Raw genomic sequence first — 20,759 nt, 5'->3', positions numbered from 1 at the left:
GACATCGGCGAAGGGCGAATTGGAGATCCACATCTTGGCGCCGGTCAGGCGGTAGCCGGTCGCGGTCTTCTCCGCCCGGGTCTTCATCGAGCCGGGGTCGGAGCCGGCGTCGGGCTCGGTCAGGCCGAAACAGCCGATGAGTTCCCCCGAGCACAGGCCGGGCAGGTATTTGCGGCGCTGCGCCTCCGAGCCATAGGCGTAGATCGGGTAGATCACCAGCGAGCTCTGCACCGACATCATCGAGCGGTAGCCCGAATCCACCCGCTCGATCTCCCGCGCGATCAGGCCGTAGGTGACGTAGGAGGCGCCCAAGCCGCCGTATTCCTCGGGCAGGGTGGCGCCCAGCAGGCCGGCCTCGCCCATCTCGGCGAAGAGTTCCGGCGCGCTGAGCTCGTCGCGATAGGCCTCGATCACCCGCGGCTGCAACCTGTCCTGCGCAAACGCGCGCGCCGCGTCGCGCAGCATGCGCTCGTCCTCGGTCAACTGGTCCTCCAGCCGGAAGGCATCCTCCCAGTCAAAGCGCGACATGTCGGGCGAGATCCTGGCGGAAAGCGTATCCTTCATGGCCTCTGCCTCATGCTGCTGTGTCGACTTCGAGGTCGAGGAAGGGCGCGTATTGCTGGGCGCCGAAAATGTCGCCATCGCCGGCGCTGCCGCTGGGCTGGTCGCGCAGGATGGTGAACTTGATCGCGAAGGCCGGATCGTATTCGACGAAATCGGTGATCCGCTGCGGATCGATCCGCAGCCGCGCGGCGACCGTTTCACGGGTCAGCGCGCCGGAGCGTTTCACCAGCTCATAGGCCTCGGCCTCGCGGAAGATCACGTCGAAGGTGATCTTGTCGGTTCCGGCGTTCTTGCTGCGGATGGTCTTGGCAAGATCGGAGAGTTTCTTCACGGACATGGGTCGTCTCCGTCGTTCAGGCGCCGATTTCGGCGGTGTGGAGGGGGAAGAGCTCAAGCGGTTCGTCGACCGCCATGGTGTGGTTGACGGTCCAGCGGTGCGCGGGGCTCGCCTGCATCACCTCGTCGAACACGAAGGAGACGCCGCCGGCGGTGCCCTTCACGTCGGGCAGGCGGGCGTAGAACAGCTGGCGCGTGCCGGTCATGGCGACTTCTTCGGCCATTTCGCGGGTCGGCGCGACGCCCTGGACCACCACCATCAGCTCATGCGCGGGACGGTCGCGCAGCGGCTCCATCGCGCCCATGATGCCGTCGCGGCCGAAGACGTTGTAATGCAGCTCCCAGCCATCGGGGCCGAAACGGTCGCGCACCTGCGTCTTCGCCCAGTCGATGACCTCGTCCACATGGGCGATGGTGTAAGGGTCGCGAATGCCGGCCATGCCCACGAAACGCTCACCGACCTTGCCGGAGCCCTCCAGCTTCACCCGCAGCTGCTCGGCCGGGATGAACTTCATCCCCGTCACGCGGGTGGTCTTCTCCGACACCTGCTCATAGCGGCAGTCGGTCATGTCGAGCAGCCCGCCCGCCACATATTCGTGGAACGGGTTGGAGCGTTCGTACATCGCGTGCCCGGCGACCGAGGCGATGGTGCAGCGCTGGCCGGGGTGCATCGCGGTCACCTCGACCCAGTCCTGGGTGATCTCGCCCAGCACGGTCTCCTTCGCGCCGTAGGGTTCGGCGCAGAAGGAGGCGCATTCCAGCACCTTGCCGAGGTAGTAGGACTGCGCCTCGGGGAAGCCGTGGTGCAGCGCGCAGGCCGCGAAGATGGCGCTGTCGGAGGAGCGGCCGCCGATGATGACGTCGCAGCCCTGCTCCAGCAGCGCGCGGTAGGGGTGCACCCCGGCCATGGCGACGATGCGGGTGGTGTCGTCGAGCTCGGCCTCGCTCAGCGGGCTGCGCGCGTCGAGCCCGGTCACCTCGGACCCCGAGCGGATCTTGGCGCGCACCAGTTCCTTGTCGAGCTCGGAATAGAACCAGCCGATGCGGAACGGCGCCAGGCCGTGCTCCGCCGCGATCTCGCGGATCATCTCGACATACATGTCCACGCGCGAGTTGGACCCGGTATCCCCGGCCGAGCCGATCAGCATCGGCACGTCCAGCTCACGCGCGGCCAGCAGCATCTCTTCGAGGTCGTGGCGCTGCCAGGCTTTCGGGCTGGCGCAGGTATCGCTGCCCAGCGGCACCGGGCCGATATCGTCGCTGCCGGAATCGGCGGCGATGTAGTCCGGTTTTTCGGCCACGCCCAGGCGGAAGCTCTCCCGCTTCAGCGGCGCGAAGCCCAGATGGCCGTTCGGGCAAATGATCTTGAGCGACTTCATGACGGTCTCCACATTCCGTTTCGCCCTATCTATGCATGTAGCGTGCCAACAATTTGAAAACGCGTAACTTGCTGATTTACAATGTTGTTTTCTGAAATTGAGGGAGGCGCGTCACAGTGCCGCGTGCAACGCGCGCGGCGGCTTGCGGATTTCACGCATCGCGCATGCCGAGCTTGATCATCTGGTGCCGCAGGGCGTGCCGGCTGATCTGCAGCAGGGCCGCCGCGTCCTGCTGGTTGCCGCCGGCGGCGACGAGGGCCTTCTCGATCAGGCGTGTCTGGAACTGCGCCGTGGCCGCATGGAACCCCGCGGCCAGCAGCCCGGCCTCGCCGTCTTCGGGAACCGGGGGCGGCACCGTCTGTGCGCCGGCGCGCACCGTGCGCAGGATGCGATCAGGCATGTGGCGCGGCAGCACCTCGTCGTCATCCTCCAGGATGAAGATGCGCTCCAGCAGGTTCTCCAGCTCGCGCACATTGCCCGGCCAGGGATATTTCAGCAGGATCTCGCGCGCCTCCGGGCTGACGCCGCGGATCCGGCGGCCGTAGCGCGCGTTGTATTTGTCGATGAAATGCCGGGCCAGCAGCAGGATGTCCTCGCCGCGCTCGCGCAGCGGCGGGATGTTCAGCGCCACCACCTGCAGGCGGTAATAGAGATCCTCGCGGAAATGCCCGGCCTTCACCTCGGAGAGCAGAACCTTGTTGGTGGCCGCGATGAAGCGGACATCGACCGATGTGGGGCGCACCGCGCCCACCCGGCGGAACTGCAGAGAATCGAGAAGGCTCAACAGCTTGGCCTGAAGCGTCAGCTCCATCTCCCGGATCTCGTCAAGGAAGATCGAGCCGCCATTGGCGGCCTCGATCAGGCCCAGCTTGCGCTCGACCGCGCCGGTGAAGGCGCCCTTCTCGTGACCGAAAAGCTCGGACTCCATCAGGTTCGCCGGGATCGCGGCGCAGTTGATATCGGCGAATTCCTTGCCCGCCCGCGCCGAGCGCGCGTGGATCGTGCGTGCCACAAGCCCCTTGCCGGTGCCGGTCTCGCCATAGATCAGCACCGTGCGCGCGGGGCTGCGCGCGACGCGGTCGATCAGATCGCGCAACACGCGGATGCTTTGATGCTCGCCGATCAGTTCCTGCGAATAGTCTGCCATTGCCTGGTCCACGGAAACCTCCGGGTCAGGCGGCGAGAGGGATGCGCAGCCAGGCCCCGGAGCACGGAGTGTCGAGGCAAGCATACATGAGGCCCGCGCGACAGCAATAAACCGCAGAGGCGATGGTGTGGGCCTCGGCGCCCTCGCCATGCTGGCAGATCGGCGCGCCACCGCCATGCCCGCCCATCAGCGACGCGGCGCTGGCGGCGTCCCAGCTCTGCCCGGGCAGGTCGCGGTCGAGCACGGCGCGGCGGCGCGCGGAGCTGCCGTCGATCAGGCTGCCGGGGTCGGTCAGGGTCTCGGGTGCCAGGGCGGTGGTGGTGAAATGGTTGGTGCGGCAGACCAGTTCCGCCTGCTCGATGGCGACCGATCCGCAGCCCAGCTCCACCGCCGCCGCGCCGCCGGCACGGTCGGCCAGGAGCAGCGTGCCGCCGCCGGCGTGCGGAACCGAGCGGATCAGCGCCAGCGCCGCCGCGACCGTCGCCGCCCGCGCCAGGATCTCGGTCATCAGGAAATAGCGCAGCCAGCCGGTTCCGTGCCGCCGCACCCCGACCTGGGTGTCCGCGACCGCCAGCCCCGCGGCGTTCATGCCGCTGGAATAGGCGCCGGGGCTGCCCAGGCTGCCGAGACACAGCAGCGGCCCCTGTTCGAGGTCTGGCCCGTCATGGCGGAAGACGCGCTGAATGCCGGTGTGCCGACCCGAGAAATCGCGGTTCTTCACCACCAGCGGGCCGTCGGGCCCGTCCGAGACCGCCCAGGCGCTGCAGCCGTCGTGATCGCCGCGCGAGACCCGGGAAATATCCGTCAGGATGCCGAGATGGAGATGCGCGAAGAGGTCGTCCTCGGCGATGCCGAACCCGTCCGCAATGCCGGAAAGCTCGGCCATCGCGTCGGGACAGGCGCGCGCGGCAAAGCGGCGTTGCGCGTCGAGATAGCGTTGCGCCTCCGCCCCCAAGGCACCGGCCTTGCGCGCCGCATCGAGGCGCGTCACGAGGGCCTCGCGGACCTCTTCGGAGGGTGCGCCCGCGACCTGGCCCAGCCCCCGCTCATAGGGGCTGCCGTTCAGGCGCAGCGCCGCGCCCGGTTCGGCCACCGGCCCGGTCATGCCGGCTCCGCCTCCGGGACGGAGAGGTTCTCGTGCAGGCGGTGGCAGGCGGCGGTGTGGCCCGCGCCGACCGTTTCGGAGACCGGCGCCTTGTGGCGGCAGATCTCGGTGGCCAGCGGGCAGCGGGTGTGGAACTTGCAGCCCGGCGGCGGCGCCAGCGGCGAGGGCAGATCGCCGGTAAGCCGCACCCGGGCCTTGTGGCCGGGCCGGTCCACCTCGGGGACGGCCGACATCAGGCTCTGGGTGTAGGGGTGGCGCGGGTTCGACAGCACGGTTTCGACCGGGCCGAGTTCCACGACCTCGCCGAGATACATCACCGCCACCCGGTCGCTGAGATAGCCGATCACCGAAATGTCGTGCGAGATGAACAGGTAGGTCAGGCCCATCTCGCGCTTCAGATCGGTCAGCAGCTGGATGATCTGCGCCTGGATGGACACGTCCAGCGCCGAGACCGGCTCGTCGCAGACGATGAACTCGGGGTGGCTGACCAGCGCCCGCGCGATGCCGATGCGCTGCCGCTGCCCGCCCGAGAACTGGTGCGGGTAGCGGTCGAGATGCGCGGTCTTCAGCCCCACCTTCTCGACGATGGCGGCGGTGATGTCGCGCGCCTCGGCCGGGGTCTTGGCAAGACCGTGCAGGCTGAGCGGCAGGCCGACGATCTCGGCCACGGTGCGGCGCGGGTTGAGCGAGGCGTAGGGGTCCTGGAAGATGATCTGCATGCGCCGCCGCATCGCCTTCATCTCGTCGTCGGAGAGCGCGGTCACATCGGTGCCGCCGAAGGTCACGCGGCCCGACGTCGGCTCGTGCAGGCGCAGAATGGCGCGGCCCAGCGTGGACTTGCCGCAGCCGCTTTCGCCGATCAGCCCCATGATCTCGCCCGGGCGGATGCCGAAGCTGACATTGTTGACGGCGCGGACCTGCGTCTCCGGCCGGCCGGTGAGACGGTCGGCCAGCCGTCGGCCGCTACGGTAGGTCTTGGACAGCCCCTCTACGGACAGCAGCGGTGCGGTGTCAGGCGCGTGGCTCATGAGACGGTCTCCGGGTTCAGGCGGATGCAGCGGGCCTGGCGCCCGGGGCCCGCATCCTGCATGGCGATGGATTGCAGGCATTCCACGCCCCGCTCGCGGCAGCGCGAATAGAACCGGCATTGCGCGGGCAGGTCGATGAGCTCGGGCACCTGACCCTCGATCGGGTGGATCTTCTCGCCGCGCAGCGCCAGCCGCGGGATCGAGCCCAGCAGCCCCTTGGTGTAGGGATGTTTCGGCTGGCCGATCACCTCGGCGGTCGGCCCCTGCTCGACCACCTGGCCGGCATACATGACCATGACGCGGTCGCAGTGCTCGGCCACGACGCCGAGGTCATGGGTGATCAGAACCACGCTCATCCCCAACTCGGCGCGGATGTCGCTGATCAGCTCCAGCACCTGCGCCTGGATGGTCACGTCCAGCGCCGTGGTCGGCTCGTCCGCGATCAGCAGCTTCGGCTTCGAGGCCAGCGCGATGGCGATCATGATGCGCTGGCGCATGCCGCCCGAGAATTCGTGCGGATACTGGCGCAGCCGGGTGCCCGGCGAGGGGATGCCGACGAGGCCCAGCATCTCGACCGCGCGGTCGCGGATGGCGCGGCGGCGGGCGGCGCGGCCCCGGGGCAGCTCCTCGTCATGGGCCTCCAGAACCTCGGCCAGCTGCTCGCCCACGGTCAGCGCAGGGTTCAGCGCGGTCAGCGCGTCCTGCATGGTCATGGCGATGTCGCGGCCGCGGATCGCGCGCATCTGGCGCGGCGTCAGCGCCCGCAGGTCGCGCCCCTCGAACAGGATGCGCCCCGCGTCGATGCGGCCCGGCCGCCGGACCAGCCCCATGACCGAGCCGAAGGTGACGCTCTTGCCGGAGCCGGATTCGCCCACCACGCCGAGGCATTCGCCGCGCCGGACGGCGACATCCACGCCGTCTACCGCACAGACCGTGCCGGCCCGCGTCTCGAAGACGGTGCGCAGGCCCTGGACCTGGAGGAGGGTATCGTCGTTCTGCATGTTCATTCGTGGAACCTCGGATCGAAGGCGTCGCGCAGGCCCTGGCTTGCGACGTTGATCGCCAGCACCAAGAGCAGGATCGCGACGCCGGGGAAGGTGCTGACCCACCAGGCCTGCAGGATGAAGGCCCGCCCGTCGGCGACCATCGCACCCCAGGAAGCGGTCGGCGGCTGCACGCCGAGGCCCAGAAAGCTGAGGCTCGCCTCGAGGATGATCACATGCGCCATGCGGATCGTGGAAACGACGATCACCGGCGACAGGATGTTGGGCAGGATCTCGCGCAGCATGATGTGGCGGCCCGGGGCGCCCAGCGCGCGCGCGGCCTCGACATATTCCAGCTCGCGCGTGGCCAGGGTCTCGCCGCGCACCACGCGGCAGGGGATGACCCATTCCTTGTAAACCAGCGCCAGGATGATGTTGATCAGCCCCGGCCCCATCATCGCCATCAGCCCGATGGCGAAGATCAGGTAGGGAAAGCCCAGCAGGATATCGACGACACGCGAGATCACGGTATCCACCCATCCGCGCAGATAGCCCGCGGCCAGCCCGGCGATGATGCCGATCGTGGTCGCCACCAGCACCACCGCGGCGCCGATGAAGATCGAGATCCGCGCGCCGTAGATGATGCGCGACAGGATATCCCGCCCCAGCGCGTCGCAGCCCAGCAGGTAGGACCACTCGCCGCCCGGCATCCAGGCCGGCGGCTGCAGGCGGCGAAAGAGGTCGGTCTCGGCCGGATCATGCGGCGCCACCAGCGGCGCGAAGACGGCCATGAGGATGAACAGAAGCACCACGATCGCGCTGCCCAGCGCCAGCCGGTTGGCGGCGAAGGAATGCAGGTTGCGGCGGAAGATCGACTCCTGGGCGGTCGCGGCGTCGCGCGGCGTATCGGTGTCAACGGCGGCCATTACAGTTTCACCCTCGGGTTCAGGACGGTGTAAAGGATGTCGGCCACGAAGTTCAGCATCACATAGGTGACGGCGTAGAACAGCACCGCGGCCTGCACGAGCGGGTAGTTGCGCACGAAGATGCTCTCGACCACCAGCCGGCCGAGGCCCGGCCAGCCGAACACCGTCTCGACGATCATGTTGCCGCCGAGCAGCGAGCCGGTCTCGATCGCGGCGACCGAGACGGTCGGGATCAGCGCGTTCTTCAGCGCGTGGCGGAACAGCACGCGGTGCCGGGCGAGACCCTTGGCCTCGGCAAAGGTGACGTAATCCTGGCGCATCACCTCCAGCATCGAGGTGCGGGTCACGCGCATCAGGATCGCGGTCATCGGCAGGCCCAGCGTGATCGCGGGCAGCACGATATGCGACAGCGCGTCGAGGAAGGCGTCGGGGCGGCCGCGCAGCAATGTGTCGATCAGCAGGAAATGGGTGATCGGCTCGATCTCGCTCGAAAACCCGATCCGGCCGGAGACCGGCAGCAGCTGCAAATGCACCGCGAAGAGCATCAGGAGCAGGATGCCGAACCAGAAGCCCGGCAGCGACACGCCCAGCAGCGAGCCGACCGTGGCCAGCCGGTCAAGGACGGAGTTCCGCTTGATCGCCGCCAGCACACCCAGCGGGATCGCCGTGGCCAGCGCGATAAGCAGCGCCACGAGGCTCAGTTCGATGGTCGCCGGCAGGCGCTCGGCGATCACGTCGATCACCGGCCGGCGATGGTAGAAGCTTTCCCCGAAATCGCCCTGCACGGCATTGCCGAGGAAAACGAAGAACCGTTCGTGAACGGGCCGGTCCAGCCCGAGGTCGTGGCGCATGGCCGCTTCCAACTCGGGGGTCACCACCTGATCCCCGATCATGATTTCCACCGGGTCGCCCGGGGTCAGCGTGATCATCACGAAGACGATCACACTGACACCCAGCAGCACCGGAACGAGTTGCAGCAGGCGTTCGATCAACCTTGCCAGTGACATGCTAGGGCTCCCCGGTAGATATCTGGTTACTTCAGACAGGCGTCATGCAGGTTGATGCGGCTGTCCGCGCTCGGCGTCCAGCCACTCAGCCGCTTGGACACGCCATAGATGTCCTGCGGCACCCACAGGTAGACGTAGGGCAGATCGGCATTGGCGATCGCCTCGGCCTGCTGGTACATCGCCGCGCGCTTTTCGCGGTCGACCTCGGTGGCGGCCTCGGTCAGAAGCTTGTCGATCTCGGGGTTGGAATAACCGGCCGAGTTGCCGCGCGCCGCGGTGACATGCGTCGGCACGAAGATGCCCTCCGGATCGAGCGAGCCGTTCCCCCAGGAGGTGAAGAACATGTCGCCGGTCTTCTCGCCGCCCTTGGTGCGCCATTTCTGCGACAGCAGCGCGCCCTCACCCACCGTCACCTGGGTCTTGATGCCGGCGCGGGTCAGCAGCGAGGCGATGGCCTCGGCGGTGTCCTTGAAGGCGCCCTCGGTGTCCATGGTCACCTCGATCCCGTCGGGATAGCCCGCCTCGGCCAGCAGCGCGCGCGCCTTGTCGGGGTCATAGGCGTATTCGGGGAGATTGTCGTTCTTGCCGAAGGCGTCGGGGCTCAGGATGCCGGCGATCGACTCGGCGTTGCCGCCCAGGATCTTGTCGATGATCAGGTTCTTGTCGATGGCATGGGCCACCGCCTGCCGGACGCGCAGGTCGTCGAAGATCTCGCCCTGGGTGTTCAAGGCGATGAAGAAGCTGCGCGTGCCGTTGACGGTCACCACGTCGGCGTTCGGGCTGTTCTTGACCTGCTCGACCGAGAACGGCGGCAGTTCGTTGATGATATGCACGTCGCCCGACAGCAGCGCGGCCACCCGCGAGGCGGATTCGGGGATGATCTTGAAGATCACGCGATCGACGCAGGCCTTGTCCGCCGGCTCGATCCCCGGGGCGCCGCCGTAATAACCGTCGAAGCGCTCCATGATGATCGAGTCGCCCTTGCGCCATTCCACCAGCTTGAACGGGCCGGTTCCGTTGGCCTGCGTCGCCATTCCCTCGGTGCCGACCTTCTCGACGAAGGCTTTCGAAACGACCTCCTGGAAGGGCAGCATCGCCGGCAGCAGCGGCCAGGGTTCGGAAAGCGTGACGCGCACGGTGCTGCCGTCCACGACCTCGACGCCCGAGAGCGGGCCGAGAAGGCTCTTGCGCGGGCTGGTCTGGCCGTCGCCCATGCCGCCCTCGGCGGTCAGCCGCTCAAGCGTGAACTTCACGTCCTCGGCCGTCATCGCGGAGCCGTCGTGGAAGGTCACGCCGTCGCGGATCTTGAACTCATAGACAGTCGGCGAGACCTGCGTGTAGGACACGGCAAGCTCGGGCAGGATGTTCATGTCGGAATCCCGGGTCAGGATGCCGTCATACATGTTGCGGATGATGGTTTCGGTTTCGCGCTTGCGGTGGTTGGCCGGGTCCAGCGTGTCGGCGTCGCGCGTGAACCCCACGACGAGTTCGGATGCGGTGGCCGCCGGAACGGCAGCCCCGAAGGCCAGCAGCGATGCGACCAAAAGGCGTGAAGTGCGTCTCATCTGTCGGTCTCTCCCTTGGTTGGTCATGACTATTGTTGTCTTTGCGGCGGGCACCCGGCCTGAGCCACGGCACCCGCTATCGCCTTCATGCAAGCGACGTGCCAACTCCGGAAATCTTTGCCAAGCAAAAAAATCATTTGAAATCAACAAGACCGGATCGGGTCTCCTGGCGGGAGTCGGCGTCTTTGCCGCGCCACGCGCGAAAACCGCGCAGCCGCGCGGAAATGACGCGGCCTCACGGCGCCGGGCGGGCGCGGCCCGTGCGCCGCCGCGCCGACGAGCCGGGAATGCCCATCATCGCCCGGTATTTTGCGACAGTGCGCCGCTGGATTTCGATGCCCTCCCGCCGCAGCAGCGCGGTGATCCCTTCGTCGCTGAGCGGCCGGGCCGGCGCCTCGGCGCGGATCATCTCGGCGATGCGCCCGCGGATCAGGGTCACGGGCACCGCGCCCTCCTCCCCCGCCCCGGGCAGGCCGCGGCAGAAGAAGCCGCGCAGTTCCATCAGGCCGCGCGGCGTGTCGATCGTCATGCCGGTGGTGATGCGGCTGACCGTGCTTTCGTGCAGCGACACCGCGCCGGCCACGTCCCTCAGCGACAGCGGCACCAGATGGGCGGCGGGGTCCTCCAGATAGGCCCCCTGCCGGCGCACGATCTCGGCGGCCACGGCCAGGGTGTTGGCGTTGCGCTGCTCGATCGCGCGCTTCAGGCTGCGGGCGGTCGCCAGCGCCTCGGCGACGAAGGCGTCGCGGAGGTCGCGGTCGCGGACCATGTCCTCGCGCACCACGACCTCGGGCAGGGTCGAGGCGTTCAGTTCCACCCGCCAGCCATTGGCGCCCTCCGAAAGGATCAGGTCCGGGGCGCGCAGCGGCTGGGCGTCGCCCCCGAAGGCGGCGCCAGGCTTCGGGTCGAAGCCGCGCAGGATCTTCAGCCGCGCCGCGACATCCGCGACCGCGCAACCGCAGAACTCGGCCAGAAGCTCGAGATCCCCCTGCGCCACCAGGTCGAGCCGGGCGAGCATCGCCGACAGCACCGCGTCCAGCACGTCCTGATCCTGCGCCTGCAGCCGCAGGCATTCCTCCAGCGAGCGCGCGAAAAGGCCGGCGGGCTCGAACCCCTGCAGCACCGACAGAACCTCCTCCGCCTCGGCGGGGGTGCAGCCGCATCCAGCCGCGATGCCGCCCACGTCGCGCCCGAGCCAGCCATAGGGTTCGAGCGCCTCGAGAAAGGCAAAGGCGATCCGGCGGCGCCTCGGATCGCGGATGGCGATGCCGATCTGCCGGGCGACATGTTCCACCAGGCTGGCGGGCGCAGCGGGGATCGCGCCGGCCATGTCCATCCGCACGCCCGGTCCCGGCGTGTCCGGCGCCCGGCCCGACGCCGCGCTGCGCGCCCCGTCCCCCGGCCCGGCGCCGCCGGCCAGGCGCATCTCGAGCAGCGGGTTCTTCTGCACCTCGCGCGCCACGAAGGCGCGCAGCTCGGCATTGTTGAACTGGAGCATCCCGATCGCCTGGCGCAGCTGCGCGGTCATCGCCAGCGTGCGCGTCTGCCGGATTTCCAATGACGATCCAAGATTCATCGCGTGCTCCCCATCCGCAGGTTCGGCTAAGAAACGCTTTCTGTAAAGACGCCGCGGCCCGGCGCGGGCCTGCCCCCGAAATGCCCCCTGCCCGATCGGCGCGACCGCGGAGAGGGCGATCGGCGGCGCCGGGCGGCAATCTTGGGTGGCACGACGCGCCGCTTGCTGCGAATATCCGGGGGTATCCCTCGGCATCATGCGGTGAAAACATGCACCCGGACCGCGACATCGACGACACGCCCCCGCCCGGCCAGGCCCCGCAAGGCCGGGTCAGCCTGATCTCCGGCTCGGTCGTCGACGTCCGCTTTCCGCCCGACGCGATGCCGGGCATCCATGCCGCGCTGGAGGTCGAATGGGACGGTCCACACCGGCTGACCCTGGAGGTCCAGCGCCATATCGACACCCACACCGCGCGTTGCGTCGCCATTCAGGAGACCGCGGGGCTGCAATTCGGCAGCCCGGTGCGCGACACCGGCGGGCCGATCACGGTGCCGGTCGGCGAGGCGGTTCTCGGGCGGCTGATCAACGTCTTGGGAGAACCCATCGACCACCGTCCCGCCTTCGGGCCAGAGGTGCCGCGCTCCGGCATCCACCGCGCGCCCCCCACCCTGGCCGAGCAGAAGCCGGGCAACGACCTTTTCCTGACCGGCATCAAGATCATCGACCTGCTGGCGCCGCTGGCGCTGGGCGGAAAGGCGGCGATGTTCGGCGGCGCGGGCGTGGGCAAGACCGTGCTGATCATGGAACTGATCCGCGCCATGGCCGACCGCTACCGCGGCACCTCGGTCTTCGCGGGCATCGGTGAACGCTCGCGCGAGGGGCACGAGCTGTGGCGTGAATTGCAGCGCTCCGGTGTGATCGACCGCACCGTTCTGGTCTTCGGCCAGATGAACGAGCCGCCCGGCGCGCGCTGGAGGGTGGGCCTGTCGGCTCTGACCGTGGCCGAGCATTTCCGCGACGTGCAGGGGCAGGACGTGCTGCTGCTGATCGACAACATCTTCCGCTTCGTGCAGGCGGGCGGCGAGGTCTCGGGCCTTCTGGGCCGGCTGCCCTCGCAGGTCGGCTACCAGCCGACGCTGGCGACCGAGATCGCCGAGATCGAGGAGCGGATCACCTCGGTCAAGGGCGCGGCGGTAACCTCGATCCAGGCGGTCTATGTGCCGGCCGACGATTTCACCGACCCCGCGGTGGCCGCAACCTTCAGCCACCTCGATTCCTCGATCGTGCTGAGCCGCGAGATGGCGAGCGAGGGACTCTATCCGGCGGTCGATCCGCTGGCCTCGACCTCGACGCTACTCGACCCCGCGGTGGTGGGCCGGCGCCACTACGACACCGCCGAGGCGGTGCGCCAGCTGATCGAGAAATACCGCGAACTGCGCGAGATCATCTCGCTTCTCGGTATCGAGGAGCTGAGCGCCGCCGACCGCGCCGCGGTGAACCGGGCGCGGCGGCTGGTGCGCTTCCTGACCCAGCCTTTCGCGGTGACCGAACAGTTCACGGGGATCGCGGGCGCCTCGGTCGCGCTGGAGCAGACGCTGGACGGCTGTGAGGCCATCCTGTCAGGCGAGACCGACGACTGGGACGAGGACTCGCTCTACATGGTCGGCACGTTCGAGGACGCGCGCGCCAAGGAAGCGCACGCGGGGCAGGCAGGGTCATGAGGCTGCGGATCACCACCCCCGTCGCGGTCGTCGCCGAGGAGGACGGCATCCTGTACCTCCGCGCCGAGGACAGCACCGGCGCCTTCGGCATCCTGCCCGGGCACGCCGATTTCGTCACCGCGCTGGCGACCTCGGTCGTGACCTGGCGCGACGCCGGCGCGCGGGAACATTTCGTGGTGGTCGAGGGCGGCGTGCTGATGGTGCGCGACGGCGGCAACGTCGAAATCGCCACCCGCAACGCGGTGCGCGAGCAGGAGTTGGGACAGCTTGGCCGCAAGGTTCTGGAAGAGGTCCGCCTGTCGCGCGAAACCGAGGAGGCGCAGCGCACCACCGTCCACCGCCTGCATCTGGCGACGATGCGGCAGATCCAGAAGGTTCTCGACGTCTCCCGCAAGACCGGCTGGCCCGGCGCGGCCGAACCCGGCGGCGAGGGCGGCGAAGGAGGGGCGCCATGACCGAACGGCCCGAGCATAACGGCGGCACCGAGATGCAGAAGGCCGTGCGCCTGCGCGAAAAGCGGCGCGCGCATTGGGAAACCGAGGGCGAGCGGTCGCTGTGGAAGAACCTCTCCATGGTCGGCGCGCTTGGCTGGCTGATCGTGACGCCGGTGCTGGCGGGGATGTTTCTCGGACGGTGGCTGGATCAAAGCCTCGGGACGGGTGTAGTGTTCACCGGCGCGCTGATCTTTGCGGGCGCGGTCCTCGGGTTCTACATGGCCTGGAAACGGATGAACGAAAAATGACTTTTCTGGATGCGATTGAACGGTTGAGGCGGCGCGGCGCCATCCACGGCGCGGGGGCGGGCTGAGGATGGACCGCAACCCGCTCGCCCCCGAGTTCCTGTTCACCATCGGCCCCGTGCCGATCAGCCGGGCGGTGGTGACGACCTGGGTCATCATGGCGGTCCTGCTGATCCTCGTGCGCGTTGTGCTGCGGCGGCCCCGGGTGCAGGCGGGCGCGGCGCAGACCGTGCTGGAAATCGTGGTCGAGACCATCGGTCAGCAGATCCGCGCCATCGTCGGGCGCGATCCCTGGCCGTTCATGCCCATCCTCGGCACGCTTTTCATCTTTCTGGTGGTGGCCAACCTCGTGGCGGTGCTGCCCGGCGCCACGCCCCCCACCGGGCATATCGAGACCCCGGCGGCCCTGGCCACGATCGTCTTCGTGTCGGTGCATGTCTTCGGGCTCAGGGCCCGCGGCGCGCTGCCCTATCTGCGCCACTACATCGAGCCGAACCCCTTCATGCTGCCGCTCAACATCCTGTCGGAGCTGACCCGGACCTTCTCGCTGATGATCCGTCTTTTCGGCAACATGATGAGCCACGAGTTCGTCCTCGCGATCGTGGCCTTTCTCGCCGGTCTGCTGCTGCCGATCCCCTTCATGCTGCTGGGCATCCTGATCGGCATCATCCAGGCCTACATCTTCACCGTGCTGGCGACGGTCTATGTCGGCGCGGCGGTCGGCAGCGTGGAAACCTGAAAAGGACAGTCATGGACAACAGCATCGAAATCATCAGCATCATCGGCGCGGTGGTCACCGTCTCCTTCGGGGCGATCTTCCCCGCGCTCAGCGAGGGCCGCTCGATCGCCGCCGCGATGGAGGCGATCGCCCGCCAGCCCGAGACGGCGGGCACGCTGTCGCGCACGCTTTTCGTCGGCCTGGCGATGATCGAGACCATGGCGATCTACTGCCTGGTGATCGCGCTCCTGCTGCTCTACGCCAACCCGTTCGTGGGCTGACCATGCAATTCGACTGGTGGACATTGGCCCTCCAGGCGGTCAACTTCCTCGTCCTGGTCTGGCTGCTCAGCCGGTTCCTCTACCGGCCGGTGCGGCAGGTCATCGAGAAGCGTCAGGCCCTGTCGCAAGAGGCCGCCGAGGCCGCGCAGCGCCAGGCCGACGAGGCCGAGGCCGCGCGCCGGCGCTACGAGGACGCCCAGAAGGCGCTGGAGGCGGAGCGGCGCGACCTCGTGGAGGCGGTGCACAAGGACATGCAGGCGGAACGGCGCAAGCTGCTGGAGGCGGCGCAGGCCGAGGCCGGGCAGATCCGCGCCGAGGCGCGCGAGGCCACCGAACAGGCCCGGCGCGCGGCGCTGTCCACCCTGAAATCCGAAATCGCCGATCTCGCCACCGGCATCGCCGCCGGGGTGCTGCAGGACAGCGCCGCCGCCCGGCTCGGCCCCGGCACCATGGCCGCCGTCCGCGCCTATTTCGAAGCACTGCCCGAAAGCGAGCTGGAGGCGCTGCGGCGCGACGCGACCGGCGCCTCGGGCGAGGTCGCGGTGGTCACCGCAACGGAACTGTCCGAGACGGACCGGAAAACCTGGCAGAACGGGCTGCATGGCTGGCTGCAAAGCGAGGCGCGCGTGACCTTCGTCGTCGCGCCCGAAATCCTCGGCGGGGTCGAGCTGCGCTTCCCGCATGCGATCCTCAGCTTCACCTGGGCCCGCCAGATCGAGGAGGCCACGGCGCGCCTGGTCGGGGACGCGCATGAGCGTTGATCCGCATATCCGGGACTGGCTCGCCGGTGCCCGCGCCCGGCTGGCGGCGCCGGCCACGCCGCGCCTGACCCAGACCGGCATCGTCGAGAGGATCGGCGACGGGGTGGCGACGGTCTCGGGCCTGCCGCGGACGAGACTGGACGAATTGCTGCGCTTCGAGAACGGCGCCACCGGCGTCGCGATGAAGATCTCGGAGCAGGAGATCGGCTGCGTGCTGCTGGGCAGCAGCACGGGGATCAGCGCCGGCAGCCGGGTCTTCGGCACCGGCGAGATCATCCGCATTCCGGTGGGAGAGGCACTGCTGGGCCGGGTGGTGGACGCCACCGGCGCGCCGCTCGACGGCGGCCCCGCCATCGAGGGCCAGCGCATGGACCCGGTCGAACGCCCCGCCCCCGGCATCGTCGACCGCGAGCTGGTGACCGAGCCGCTGGTCACCGGCCTGACCGTGATCGACGCCATGATCCCGCTGGGCCGCGGCCAGCGCGAGCTGATCATCGGCGACCGCAAGACCGGCAAGACCACCGTCGCCATCGACACCATGATCCGGCAGCGCGACTCGGACGTGATCTGCGTCTATGCCGCGATCGGGCAGAAGGCCTCGACCGTGGCGCGCGTGATCGAGGCGGTGCGCCGCCACGGCGCGCCCGAGCGCTGCGTCTTCGTCGCAGGCACCGCCGGCGCCGCCCCCGGCGCGCAATGGACGACGCCCTATGCCGCCTGCACCATCGCCGAATATTTCCGCGACCGCGGGCGCCACGCGCTGCTGATCCTCGACGACCTGTCGAAACACGCGATCATCTACCGTCAGATCTCGCTCTTGCTGCGCAAGCCGCCGGGGCGCGAGGCCTATCCCGGCGACATCTTCTACCTGCATGCGCGGCTGCTCGAACGCGCCGCGAAACTGTCGGACGATCTGGGCGGCGGCTCGCTGACCGCGCTGCCCATCGCCGAGACCCAGGCGGGCAACATGACCGCCTTCATCCCGACCAACCTGATCTCGATCACCGACGGGCAGATCTACCTGGAGCCGAAGCTGTTCTTCGAGGGCCAGAAACCGGCGGTCAACGTTGGGCTGAGCGTGTCGCGCGTCGGCGGCGCGACGCAGGCTAATGCGATCAAGACATTGGCCGAGACGCTGAAGCTCGACTACGCGCAGTTCCTCGAACTGGAGGTCTTCACCCGTTTCGGCGCGATGGCGGACGAACGCACCCGCGCCCGCATCGCCCACGGCCAGCGCATCCGCGCGATCCTGGCACAGCCGGAATACGACCCGCTGCCGCTGTCGCTGCAGGTGGCGCTGCTGCTGGCGGTGAGTTCGGGGGCGCTCGACGCGGTCGACCCGGCCGACATCTCCCGCTTCCGCGACAGCCTGCGGCGGCAACTGGAGGATGTCTGCCCGTCGGTCGCCGCGCGGATCGACGAGACCGGCCAGCTGACCGACGACGACCGCGCCGCGCTGGCGCATGTGATCGAGGCCGGGTTGGCCGACCTGCCGCAACCGCCCGCGGGCGAGGGAGCCGAGGATGGAACATCTGGCCAAGGTCCAGGCGCGCCTGACGAGCCTCACTGAACTGCACGATCTGGTCGGCGCGCTACGCTCGATGACGGCGAACCAGGCGAAGGAGGCGCAACAGGCCTTCGACGGGACTGAAAGCTATGCCCGCGCGATCGAACATGCCATCGCCGGCGCGGCGCAGCTGGCCGGACAGGGCGGGCGCGCGGCCTTCGGCACGCCGGGCACCGGACGCCCGGTGCTGATCGCCATTTGCGCCGAGCACGGCTTCGTCGGCGGTTTCGACGTGGAGATCCTGACCCGCGCGCAGGCGATCCGCGCCCCCGGCGAGGCGCTTGTCGTCGTCGGCAGCCGGGGAATGGGCCGCGCGCAGGAAATGCGCATCCGCTTTCAGCGCAGCCACCGCATGACCACGCGCGTGGCCGGGGTTCCGGCGCTCGCGCACAGCATCTGCAAGGATTTGGAAACCGCATCTTCCGCCCGGATCGTGCTGGCCCTTCCCCGCGCCGGGGCGCGCTTCGCGGTGACCGAGCGCACCATCCTGCCGCTCTCGGCACGGCTGCTGGAGGTCGAAACCCCGCCGGAGCCGCCCCTGCACCACCTCGCCCCCGCCGCCCTGCTGCGCCGGCTGGCCTCGGAATACCTGTTTGCCGAGGTCGCGCGGGCGCTGATGGAAAGCCTCGCCAGCGAAAGCAACGCGCGGGTGCGGACCATGGACGCGGCCGCGCACAACATCGACGACCGGCTCGAAAAGCTGCAGCGCGAGCTGCGGCGCATCCGGCAGGAGGAGATCACCGCCGACCTTCTGGACGTGGTGACCGGAGCCGAGGCGGTGATGGACGAGGCCGGCCCGCATGCCGGCGGCGAGGGCGAGGTCTGACCCGCGCCGGCCTGCCGGCCGGCGCCGCCCCTACAGTTCGTAGCTCTGGTCCTGCTCCGGCATCACGACCTGCGTGTGTTTCAGCCCCTTGGCCAGCGCCTTCATCGACCGCGGCTCGCCATGCACGAGGAAGGTGCGCGCGGGCCGGCCGAGGCGCGCGTGCCAGTCCAGAAGTTCGGACCTGTCGGCATGGGCGGAGAAGCCGTTGATGGTGTGGATCTTCGCCCGCACGGGAATGTCGTGGCCGAACAGGCGCACGCGTTTCGCGCCGTCGATGATGATGCGCGCCAGAGTGCCCTCGGCGGCGAAACCCACGAAGATCACGCTGCAATCGGCATGGGCGAGGTTGTGGCGCAGATGGTGGCGCACCCGGCCGCCGGTGCACATGCCCGAGCCGGCCATGATCACCGCCCCCGAGCGGATCTGGTTCAGCGCCATCGATTCCGAAGCCTCGCGCACGAATTCCAGGCCGGGCAGCGCGAACGGGTCGCGCCCCTCGGCGAACAGCGCCCGGATCTCGGGGCGGTAGCCCTCGGGGTGGCGGCGGAAGATCTCGGTGGCCGAAATCGCCATGGGGGAATCGAGATAGACGCGCAGGGTCCCGGGCAGCGCCTTTTCCCGCATGCCGAGCCGCAGGTAATAAAGCAGCTCCTGCGCCCGCTCCAGCGCGAAGGTCGGGATGATCACGTTCCCGCCCCTCTCATGGGCGTCCCGGATCGCGTCGATGAATTCGCGCACAGATGCGTCGAGCGACCGGTGGTCGCGGTCGCCATAGGTGGCTTCCATCACCACCGCATCGACCTCTCCGGGCGGCCGGGGATCGTTCAACAGCACGCGGTCGTTGCTGCCCAGATCGCCCGAGAACAGGATCCGCTTCGTCCTGCCGTCCTCGGGCAGCTCCAGCAGGATGCTGGCCGAGCCGAGGATATGCCCCGCCTCGTGGAAGGTCGCCGCGATCCCGCCGTCGAGTTCGATCCGCTCGCCGTATTCGACCATCCGGCCGAAACGGTCGAAACTGTTGAGTGCGTCGAGCGTGTCGTAGAGCGGCCCCTCGACATCCGCCTCCGCGCCGTTGCCGCCGTTGCGCTGGCGCTTCCGCGCGCGGTGCCGGGCTTCCTCTTCGTGCAGATGCGCGGAATCGAGCAGCACCAGCCGGGCCAGTTCGCGCGAGGCGGCGGTGGTGATGATCTCGCCCCGGAAACCGCGCTGGACCAGCAGCGGGATGCGCCCGCAATGGTCGAGATGGGCATGGGTCAGCAGGAGATAGTCGATCGCGGCCGGGTCGAAGCCGAAAGGCGCGGCGTTCTCCTCGTCCAGCTCATGCCCGCCCTGGAACATGCCGCAATCGATCAGGATCTTGTGCCGGCCTACGCTGACCAGATGGCAGGAGCCGGTCACGCCCCGGTCGGCGCCGTGAAAGGACAGGCGCATGGCTCACCCCGCGATGTCGCGCCGGTTTCCCGGCAGGTGCCTTCGTCTCACAGGCTAGGCGGTCAGCGACCCCCCGGCAAGCTCGTACCAGCGCAGGATGTCGGCCCAGATGTCCTCAGCGGTCTCGGCGAACCAGAACAGTTCGCGGTCCTCGGGGTCGATGACGCCCTCCGCAACCAGGAATTCCGGGTCGAACAGGTTGCGCCAGAACGCCTCGCCCACCAGGATCACCGGCACCGGCGCGATCTTGCGCGTCTGAATCAGGGTCAGCGTTTCGAACAGCTCGTCGAGCGTGCCGTAGCCGCCCGGGAAAACCACAAGCGCCCGCGCGCGCATCAGGAAATGCAGCTTGCGCAGGCCGAAATAATGGAAGCGGAAGCACAGCCCCGGCGTGACATAGGGGTTGGGGAACTGCTCACGCGGGAGGGTGATGTTCAGTCCGACCGTGCGCGCGCCGGCCTCATGCGCGCCGCGGTTGGCGGCCTCCATGATGCCGGGGCCGCCACCGGTGACGACGACCAGGCGATTGCCGTGCGGCCCCTCGGCCTGCCCCACCAGCCGGGCGAAATCACGCGCGACCTGGTAGTAATGGCTCTTGTCCAGAACCCGGCGGGCGATCAACAGATCGCGCGCAAGTTCGGCGTCGCCCGGCGCGACGGCAAGCGCGGCGGTCAGTTCGTCCACCCGGCGCTGCGCGGCGCGCGGTTCGGCGATGCGGGTGCTGCCGAAGACGACGATGGAATGCATGATGCCATGCGCCTCCATCAGGCTTTCGGGCTTGAGATAGTCGAGTTGCAGCCGCAGGCCGCGCGTGTCGTCGTGGTTGAGGAAGGCGACATCCTGGTCCGCCTGCCGGTAGCTCGGGTCCCGCATGATGCGCGCGATCCTCCCGGGCACGGCGGGATCTTCGCTTTCCGGTTTCGGGCGGCACCAGGGCAGTTCGATGCAGCGCTCGCTGGGGTGCGCGGGCTGAGGCACGCGCCCGGCGCCTTTCGGTTCGGTTTCCGGCGTGTCGGTCATTGCTGTCCTCCCTGCGTCCGCCCGGTGGCGCCGGGGCCCTCCCTATCCCCCACAAGTCCTAGCATGGAACGCCGCGTTCGGGGGGGCGATTCCGGACCGCGCCGGCCGGGGCGCGCGGCAGGCGCGCCGACTGACGCGT

At 68.8% G+C, this 20,759-nt stretch carries 21 protein-coding genes; 8 read left to right on the top strand and 13 right to left on the bottom strand.

The features are described 5' to 3' along the window. The 11 genes from KCI33_RS16635 to rpoN all read right to left on the bottom strand — a co-directional run. Positions 1-564: acyl-CoA dehydrogenase family protein (locus KCI33_RS16635; RefSeq protein ID WP_212525930.1), on the bottom strand; the 564-nt coding region annotated here is incomplete at its 3' end. Positions 565-574: 10 nt separating this feature from the next. After that, positions 575-901 (bottom strand): DUF4387 domain-containing protein, encoded by a 327-nt coding sequence (locus KCI33_RS16630; protein ID WP_212525929.1) that lies wholly within the window; start codon positions 899-901, stop codon positions 575-577. A 16-nt stretch (positions 902-917) separates the two neighbouring features. Beyond that, positions 918-2,279: an acyclic terpene utilization AtuA family protein gene (locus tag KCI33_RS16625; protein ID WP_212525928.1), complete on the bottom strand. Its 1,362-nt coding sequence runs from the start codon at positions 2,277-2,279 to the stop codon at positions 918-920. 151 nt (positions 2,280-2,430) lie between these two features. Further along, positions 2,431-3,426, bottom strand: a complete 996-nt coding sequence (locus KCI33_RS16620; protein WP_212525927.1) for a sigma 54-interacting transcriptional regulator — start codon at positions 3,424-3,426, stop codon at positions 2,431-2,433. A gap of 25 nt (positions 3,427-3,451) precedes the next feature. After that, positions 3,452-4,531, bottom strand: coding sequence for a C45 family peptidase (locus KCI33_RS16615; protein ID WP_212525926.1), 1,080 nt, complete (start codon positions 4,529-4,531; stop codon positions 3,452-3,454). After that, a complete protein-coding gene (locus KCI33_RS16610) occupies positions 4,528-5,559 on the bottom strand; it encodes an oligopeptide/dipeptide ABC transporter ATP-binding protein (RefSeq protein WP_212525925.1) in 1,032 nt (343 codons plus the stop codon). The genes KCI33_RS16615 and KCI33_RS16610 overlap by 4 nt, the downstream gene beginning before the upstream one ends. Next, positions 5,556-6,566 carry an ABC transporter ATP-binding protein gene (locus KCI33_RS16605; protein WP_212525924.1) on the bottom strand — a complete coding sequence of 337 codons (1,011 nt, stop codon included), beginning with the start codon at positions 6,564-6,566 and terminating at the stop codon, positions 5,556-5,558. Before KCI33_RS16605 ends, KCI33_RS16610 begins: the two co-directional genes overlap by 4 nt. Then, the gene (locus KCI33_RS16600; RefSeq protein ID WP_212525923.1) at positions 6,563-7,468 is read right to left on the bottom strand and encodes an ABC transporter permease; all 906 of its coding nucleotides are present in this window, start codon (positions 7,466-7,468) and stop codon (positions 6,563-6,565) included. Before KCI33_RS16600 ends, KCI33_RS16605 begins: the two co-directional genes overlap by 4 nt. Beyond that, positions 7,468-8,475, bottom strand: coding sequence for an ABC transporter permease (locus KCI33_RS16595; protein WP_212525922.1), 1,008 nt, complete (start codon positions 8,473-8,475; stop codon positions 7,468-7,470). The genes KCI33_RS16600 and KCI33_RS16595 overlap by 1 nt, the downstream gene beginning before the upstream one ends. A gap of 26 nt (positions 8,476-8,501) precedes the next feature. Next, positions 8,502-10,040, bottom strand: coding sequence for an ABC transporter substrate-binding protein (locus KCI33_RS16590; protein ID WP_212525921.1), 1,539 nt, complete (start codon positions 10,038-10,040; stop codon positions 8,502-8,504). Positions 10,041-10,275: 235 nt separating this feature from the next. Continuing rightward, entirely contained in the window at positions 10,276-11,616 is a 1,341-nt protein-coding gene (rpoN, locus tag KCI33_RS16585) for an RNA polymerase factor sigma-54 (RefSeq protein WP_212525920.1), read from the bottom strand. A 209-nt stretch (positions 11,617-11,825) separates the two neighbouring features. Between rpoN and atpD the strand changes: the two genes are divergently transcribed. From atpD to KCI33_RS16545, 8 genes are all read left to right on the top strand, one after another. Continuing rightward, positions 11,826-13,277, top strand: coding sequence for a F0F1 ATP synthase subunit beta (gene atpD / locus KCI33_RS16580; protein WP_212525919.1), 1,452 nt, complete (start codon positions 11,826-11,828; stop codon positions 13,275-13,277). Beyond that, positions 13,274-13,732, top strand: coding sequence for a F0F1 ATP synthase subunit epsilon (locus KCI33_RS16575; RefSeq protein WP_212525918.1), 459 nt, complete (start codon positions 13,274-13,276; stop codon positions 13,730-13,732). Before atpD ends, KCI33_RS16575 begins: the two co-directional genes overlap by 4 nt. After that, positions 13,729-14,019, top strand: a complete 291-nt coding sequence (locus tag KCI33_RS16570; protein ID WP_249139123.1) for an AtpZ/AtpI family protein — start codon at positions 13,729-13,731, stop codon at positions 14,017-14,019. The genes KCI33_RS16575 and KCI33_RS16570 overlap by 4 nt, the downstream gene beginning before the upstream one ends. 67 nt (positions 14,020-14,086) lie before the next feature. Next, positions 14,087-14,755 (top strand): F0F1 ATP synthase subunit A, encoded by a 669-nt coding sequence (gene atpB, locus KCI33_RS16565; RefSeq protein ID WP_212525917.1) that lies wholly within the window; start codon positions 14,087-14,089, stop codon positions 14,753-14,755. A gap of 11 nt (positions 14,756-14,766) precedes the next feature. Then, positions 14,767-15,015 carry a F0F1 ATP synthase subunit C gene (locus KCI33_RS16560; RefSeq protein WP_212525916.1) on the top strand — a complete coding sequence of 83 codons (249 nt, stop codon included), beginning with the start codon at positions 14,767-14,769 and terminating at the stop codon, positions 15,013-15,015. A 2-nt stretch (positions 15,016-15,017) separates the two neighbouring features. Beyond that, complete coding sequence (locus KCI33_RS16555; protein WP_212525915.1) at positions 15,018-15,776, top strand: F0F1 ATP synthase subunit delta; 759 nt, start codon at positions 15,018-15,020, stop codon at positions 15,774-15,776. Further along, positions 15,766-17,346 carry a F0F1 ATP synthase subunit alpha gene (locus KCI33_RS16550; RefSeq protein WP_212525914.1) on the top strand — a complete coding sequence of 527 codons (1,581 nt, stop codon included), beginning with the start codon at positions 15,766-15,768 and terminating at the stop codon, positions 17,344-17,346. The genes KCI33_RS16555 and KCI33_RS16550 overlap by 11 nt, the downstream gene beginning before the upstream one ends. Next, complete coding sequence (locus KCI33_RS16545) at positions 17,300-18,169, top strand: F0F1 ATP synthase subunit gamma (protein WP_212525913.1); 870 nt, start codon at positions 17,300-17,302, stop codon at positions 18,167-18,169. The genes KCI33_RS16550 and KCI33_RS16545 overlap by 47 nt, the downstream gene beginning before the upstream one ends. A 30-nt stretch (positions 18,170-18,199) precedes the next feature. Here the strand turns inward: KCI33_RS16545 and KCI33_RS16540 are convergent, their stop codons facing one another. Next, positions 18,200-19,600, bottom strand: coding sequence for an MBL fold metallo-hydrolase (locus KCI33_RS16540; protein WP_212525912.1), 1,401 nt, complete (start codon positions 19,598-19,600; stop codon positions 18,200-18,202). Positions 19,601-19,654: 54 nt separating this feature from the next. Beyond that, positions 19,655-20,620, bottom strand: coding sequence for an LOG family protein (locus KCI33_RS16535; RefSeq protein WP_212525911.1), 966 nt, complete (start codon positions 20,618-20,620; stop codon positions 19,655-19,657). Positions 20,621-20,759: the final 139 nt, after the last annotated feature.

The sequence above is a fragment of the Actibacterium sp. MT2.3-13A genome (genome assembly GCF_018139985.1).
GTDB lineage: Bacteria > Pseudomonadota > Alphaproteobacteria > Rhodobacterales > Rhodobacteraceae > JAGSOU01.
Note: the sequence above shows the minus strand (reverse complement) of the source record. Positions and strands in the feature narration are given on the sequence as shown.

What these genes read in the sequence shown, in the direction of transcription:
- KCI33_RS16630 (WP_212525929.1), bottom strand. Translation starts at nt 901, where the DNA reads ATGTCCGTGAAGAAACTCTCCGATCTTGCCAAGACCATCCGCAGCAAG.
- KCI33_RS16625 (WP_212525928.1), bottom strand. Translation starts at nt 2,279, where the DNA reads ATGAAGTCGCTCAAGATCATTTGCCCGAACGGCCATCTGGGCTTCGCG.
- KCI33_RS16620 (WP_212525927.1), bottom strand. Translation starts at nt 3,426, where the DNA reads ATGGCAGACTATTCGCAGGAACTGATCGGCGAGCATCAAAGCATCCGC.
- KCI33_RS16615 (WP_212525926.1), bottom strand. Translation starts at nt 4,531, where the DNA reads ATGACCGGGCCGGTGGCCGAACCGGGCGCGGCGCTGCGCCTGAACGGC.
- KCI33_RS16610 (WP_212525925.1), bottom strand. Translation starts at nt 5,559, where the DNA reads ATGAGCCACGCGCCTGACACCGCACCGCTGCTGTCCGTAGAGGGGCTG.
- KCI33_RS16605 (WP_212525924.1), bottom strand. Translation starts at nt 6,566, where the DNA reads ATGAACATGCAGAACGACGATACCCTCCTCCAGGTCCAGGGCCTGCGC.
- KCI33_RS16600 (WP_212525923.1), bottom strand. Translation starts at nt 7,468, where the DNA reads ATGGCCGCCGTTGACACCGATACGCCGCGCGACGCCGCGACCGCCCAG.
- KCI33_RS16595 (WP_212525922.1), bottom strand. Translation starts at nt 8,475, where the DNA reads ATGTCACTGGCAAGGTTGATCGAACGCCTGCTGCAACTCGTTCCGGTG.
- KCI33_RS16590 (WP_212525921.1), bottom strand. Translation starts at nt 10,040, where the DNA reads ATGAGACGCACTTCACGCCTTTTGGTCGCATCGCTGCTGGCCTTCGGG.
- rpoN (WP_212525920.1), bottom strand. Translation starts at nt 11,616, where the DNA reads ATGAATCTTGGATCGTCATTGGAAATCCGGCAGACGCGCACGCTGGCG.
- atpD (WP_212525919.1), top strand. Translation starts at nt 11,826, where the DNA reads ATGCACCCGGACCGCGACATCGACGACACGCCCCCGCCCGGCCAGGCC.
- KCI33_RS16575 (WP_212525918.1), top strand. Translation starts at nt 13,274, where the DNA reads ATGAGGCTGCGGATCACCACCCCCGTCGCGGTCGTCGCCGAGGAGGAC.
- KCI33_RS16570 (WP_249139123.1), top strand. Translation starts at nt 13,729, where the DNA reads ATGACCGAACGGCCCGAGCATAACGGCGGCACCGAGATGCAGAAGGCC.
- atpB (WP_212525917.1), top strand. Translation starts at nt 14,087, where the DNA reads ATGGACCGCAACCCGCTCGCCCCCGAGTTCCTGTTCACCATCGGCCCC.
- KCI33_RS16560 (WP_212525916.1), top strand. Translation starts at nt 14,767, where the DNA reads ATGGACAACAGCATCGAAATCATCAGCATCATCGGCGCGGTGGTCACC.
- KCI33_RS16555 (WP_212525915.1), top strand. Translation starts at nt 15,018, where the DNA reads ATGCAATTCGACTGGTGGACATTGGCCCTCCAGGCGGTCAACTTCCTC.
- KCI33_RS16550 (WP_212525914.1), top strand. Translation starts at nt 15,766, where the DNA reads ATGAGCGTTGATCCGCATATCCGGGACTGGCTCGCCGGTGCCCGCGCC.
- KCI33_RS16545 (WP_212525913.1), top strand. Translation starts at nt 17,300, where the DNA reads ATGGAACATCTGGCCAAGGTCCAGGCGCGCCTGACGAGCCTCACTGAA.
- KCI33_RS16540 (WP_212525912.1), bottom strand. Translation starts at nt 19,600, where the DNA reads ATGCGCCTGTCCTTTCACGGCGCCGACCGGGGCGTGACCGGCTCCTGC.
- KCI33_RS16535 (WP_212525911.1), bottom strand. Translation starts at nt 20,620, where the DNA reads ATGACCGACACGCCGGAAACCGAACCGAAAGGCGCCGGGCGCGTGCCT.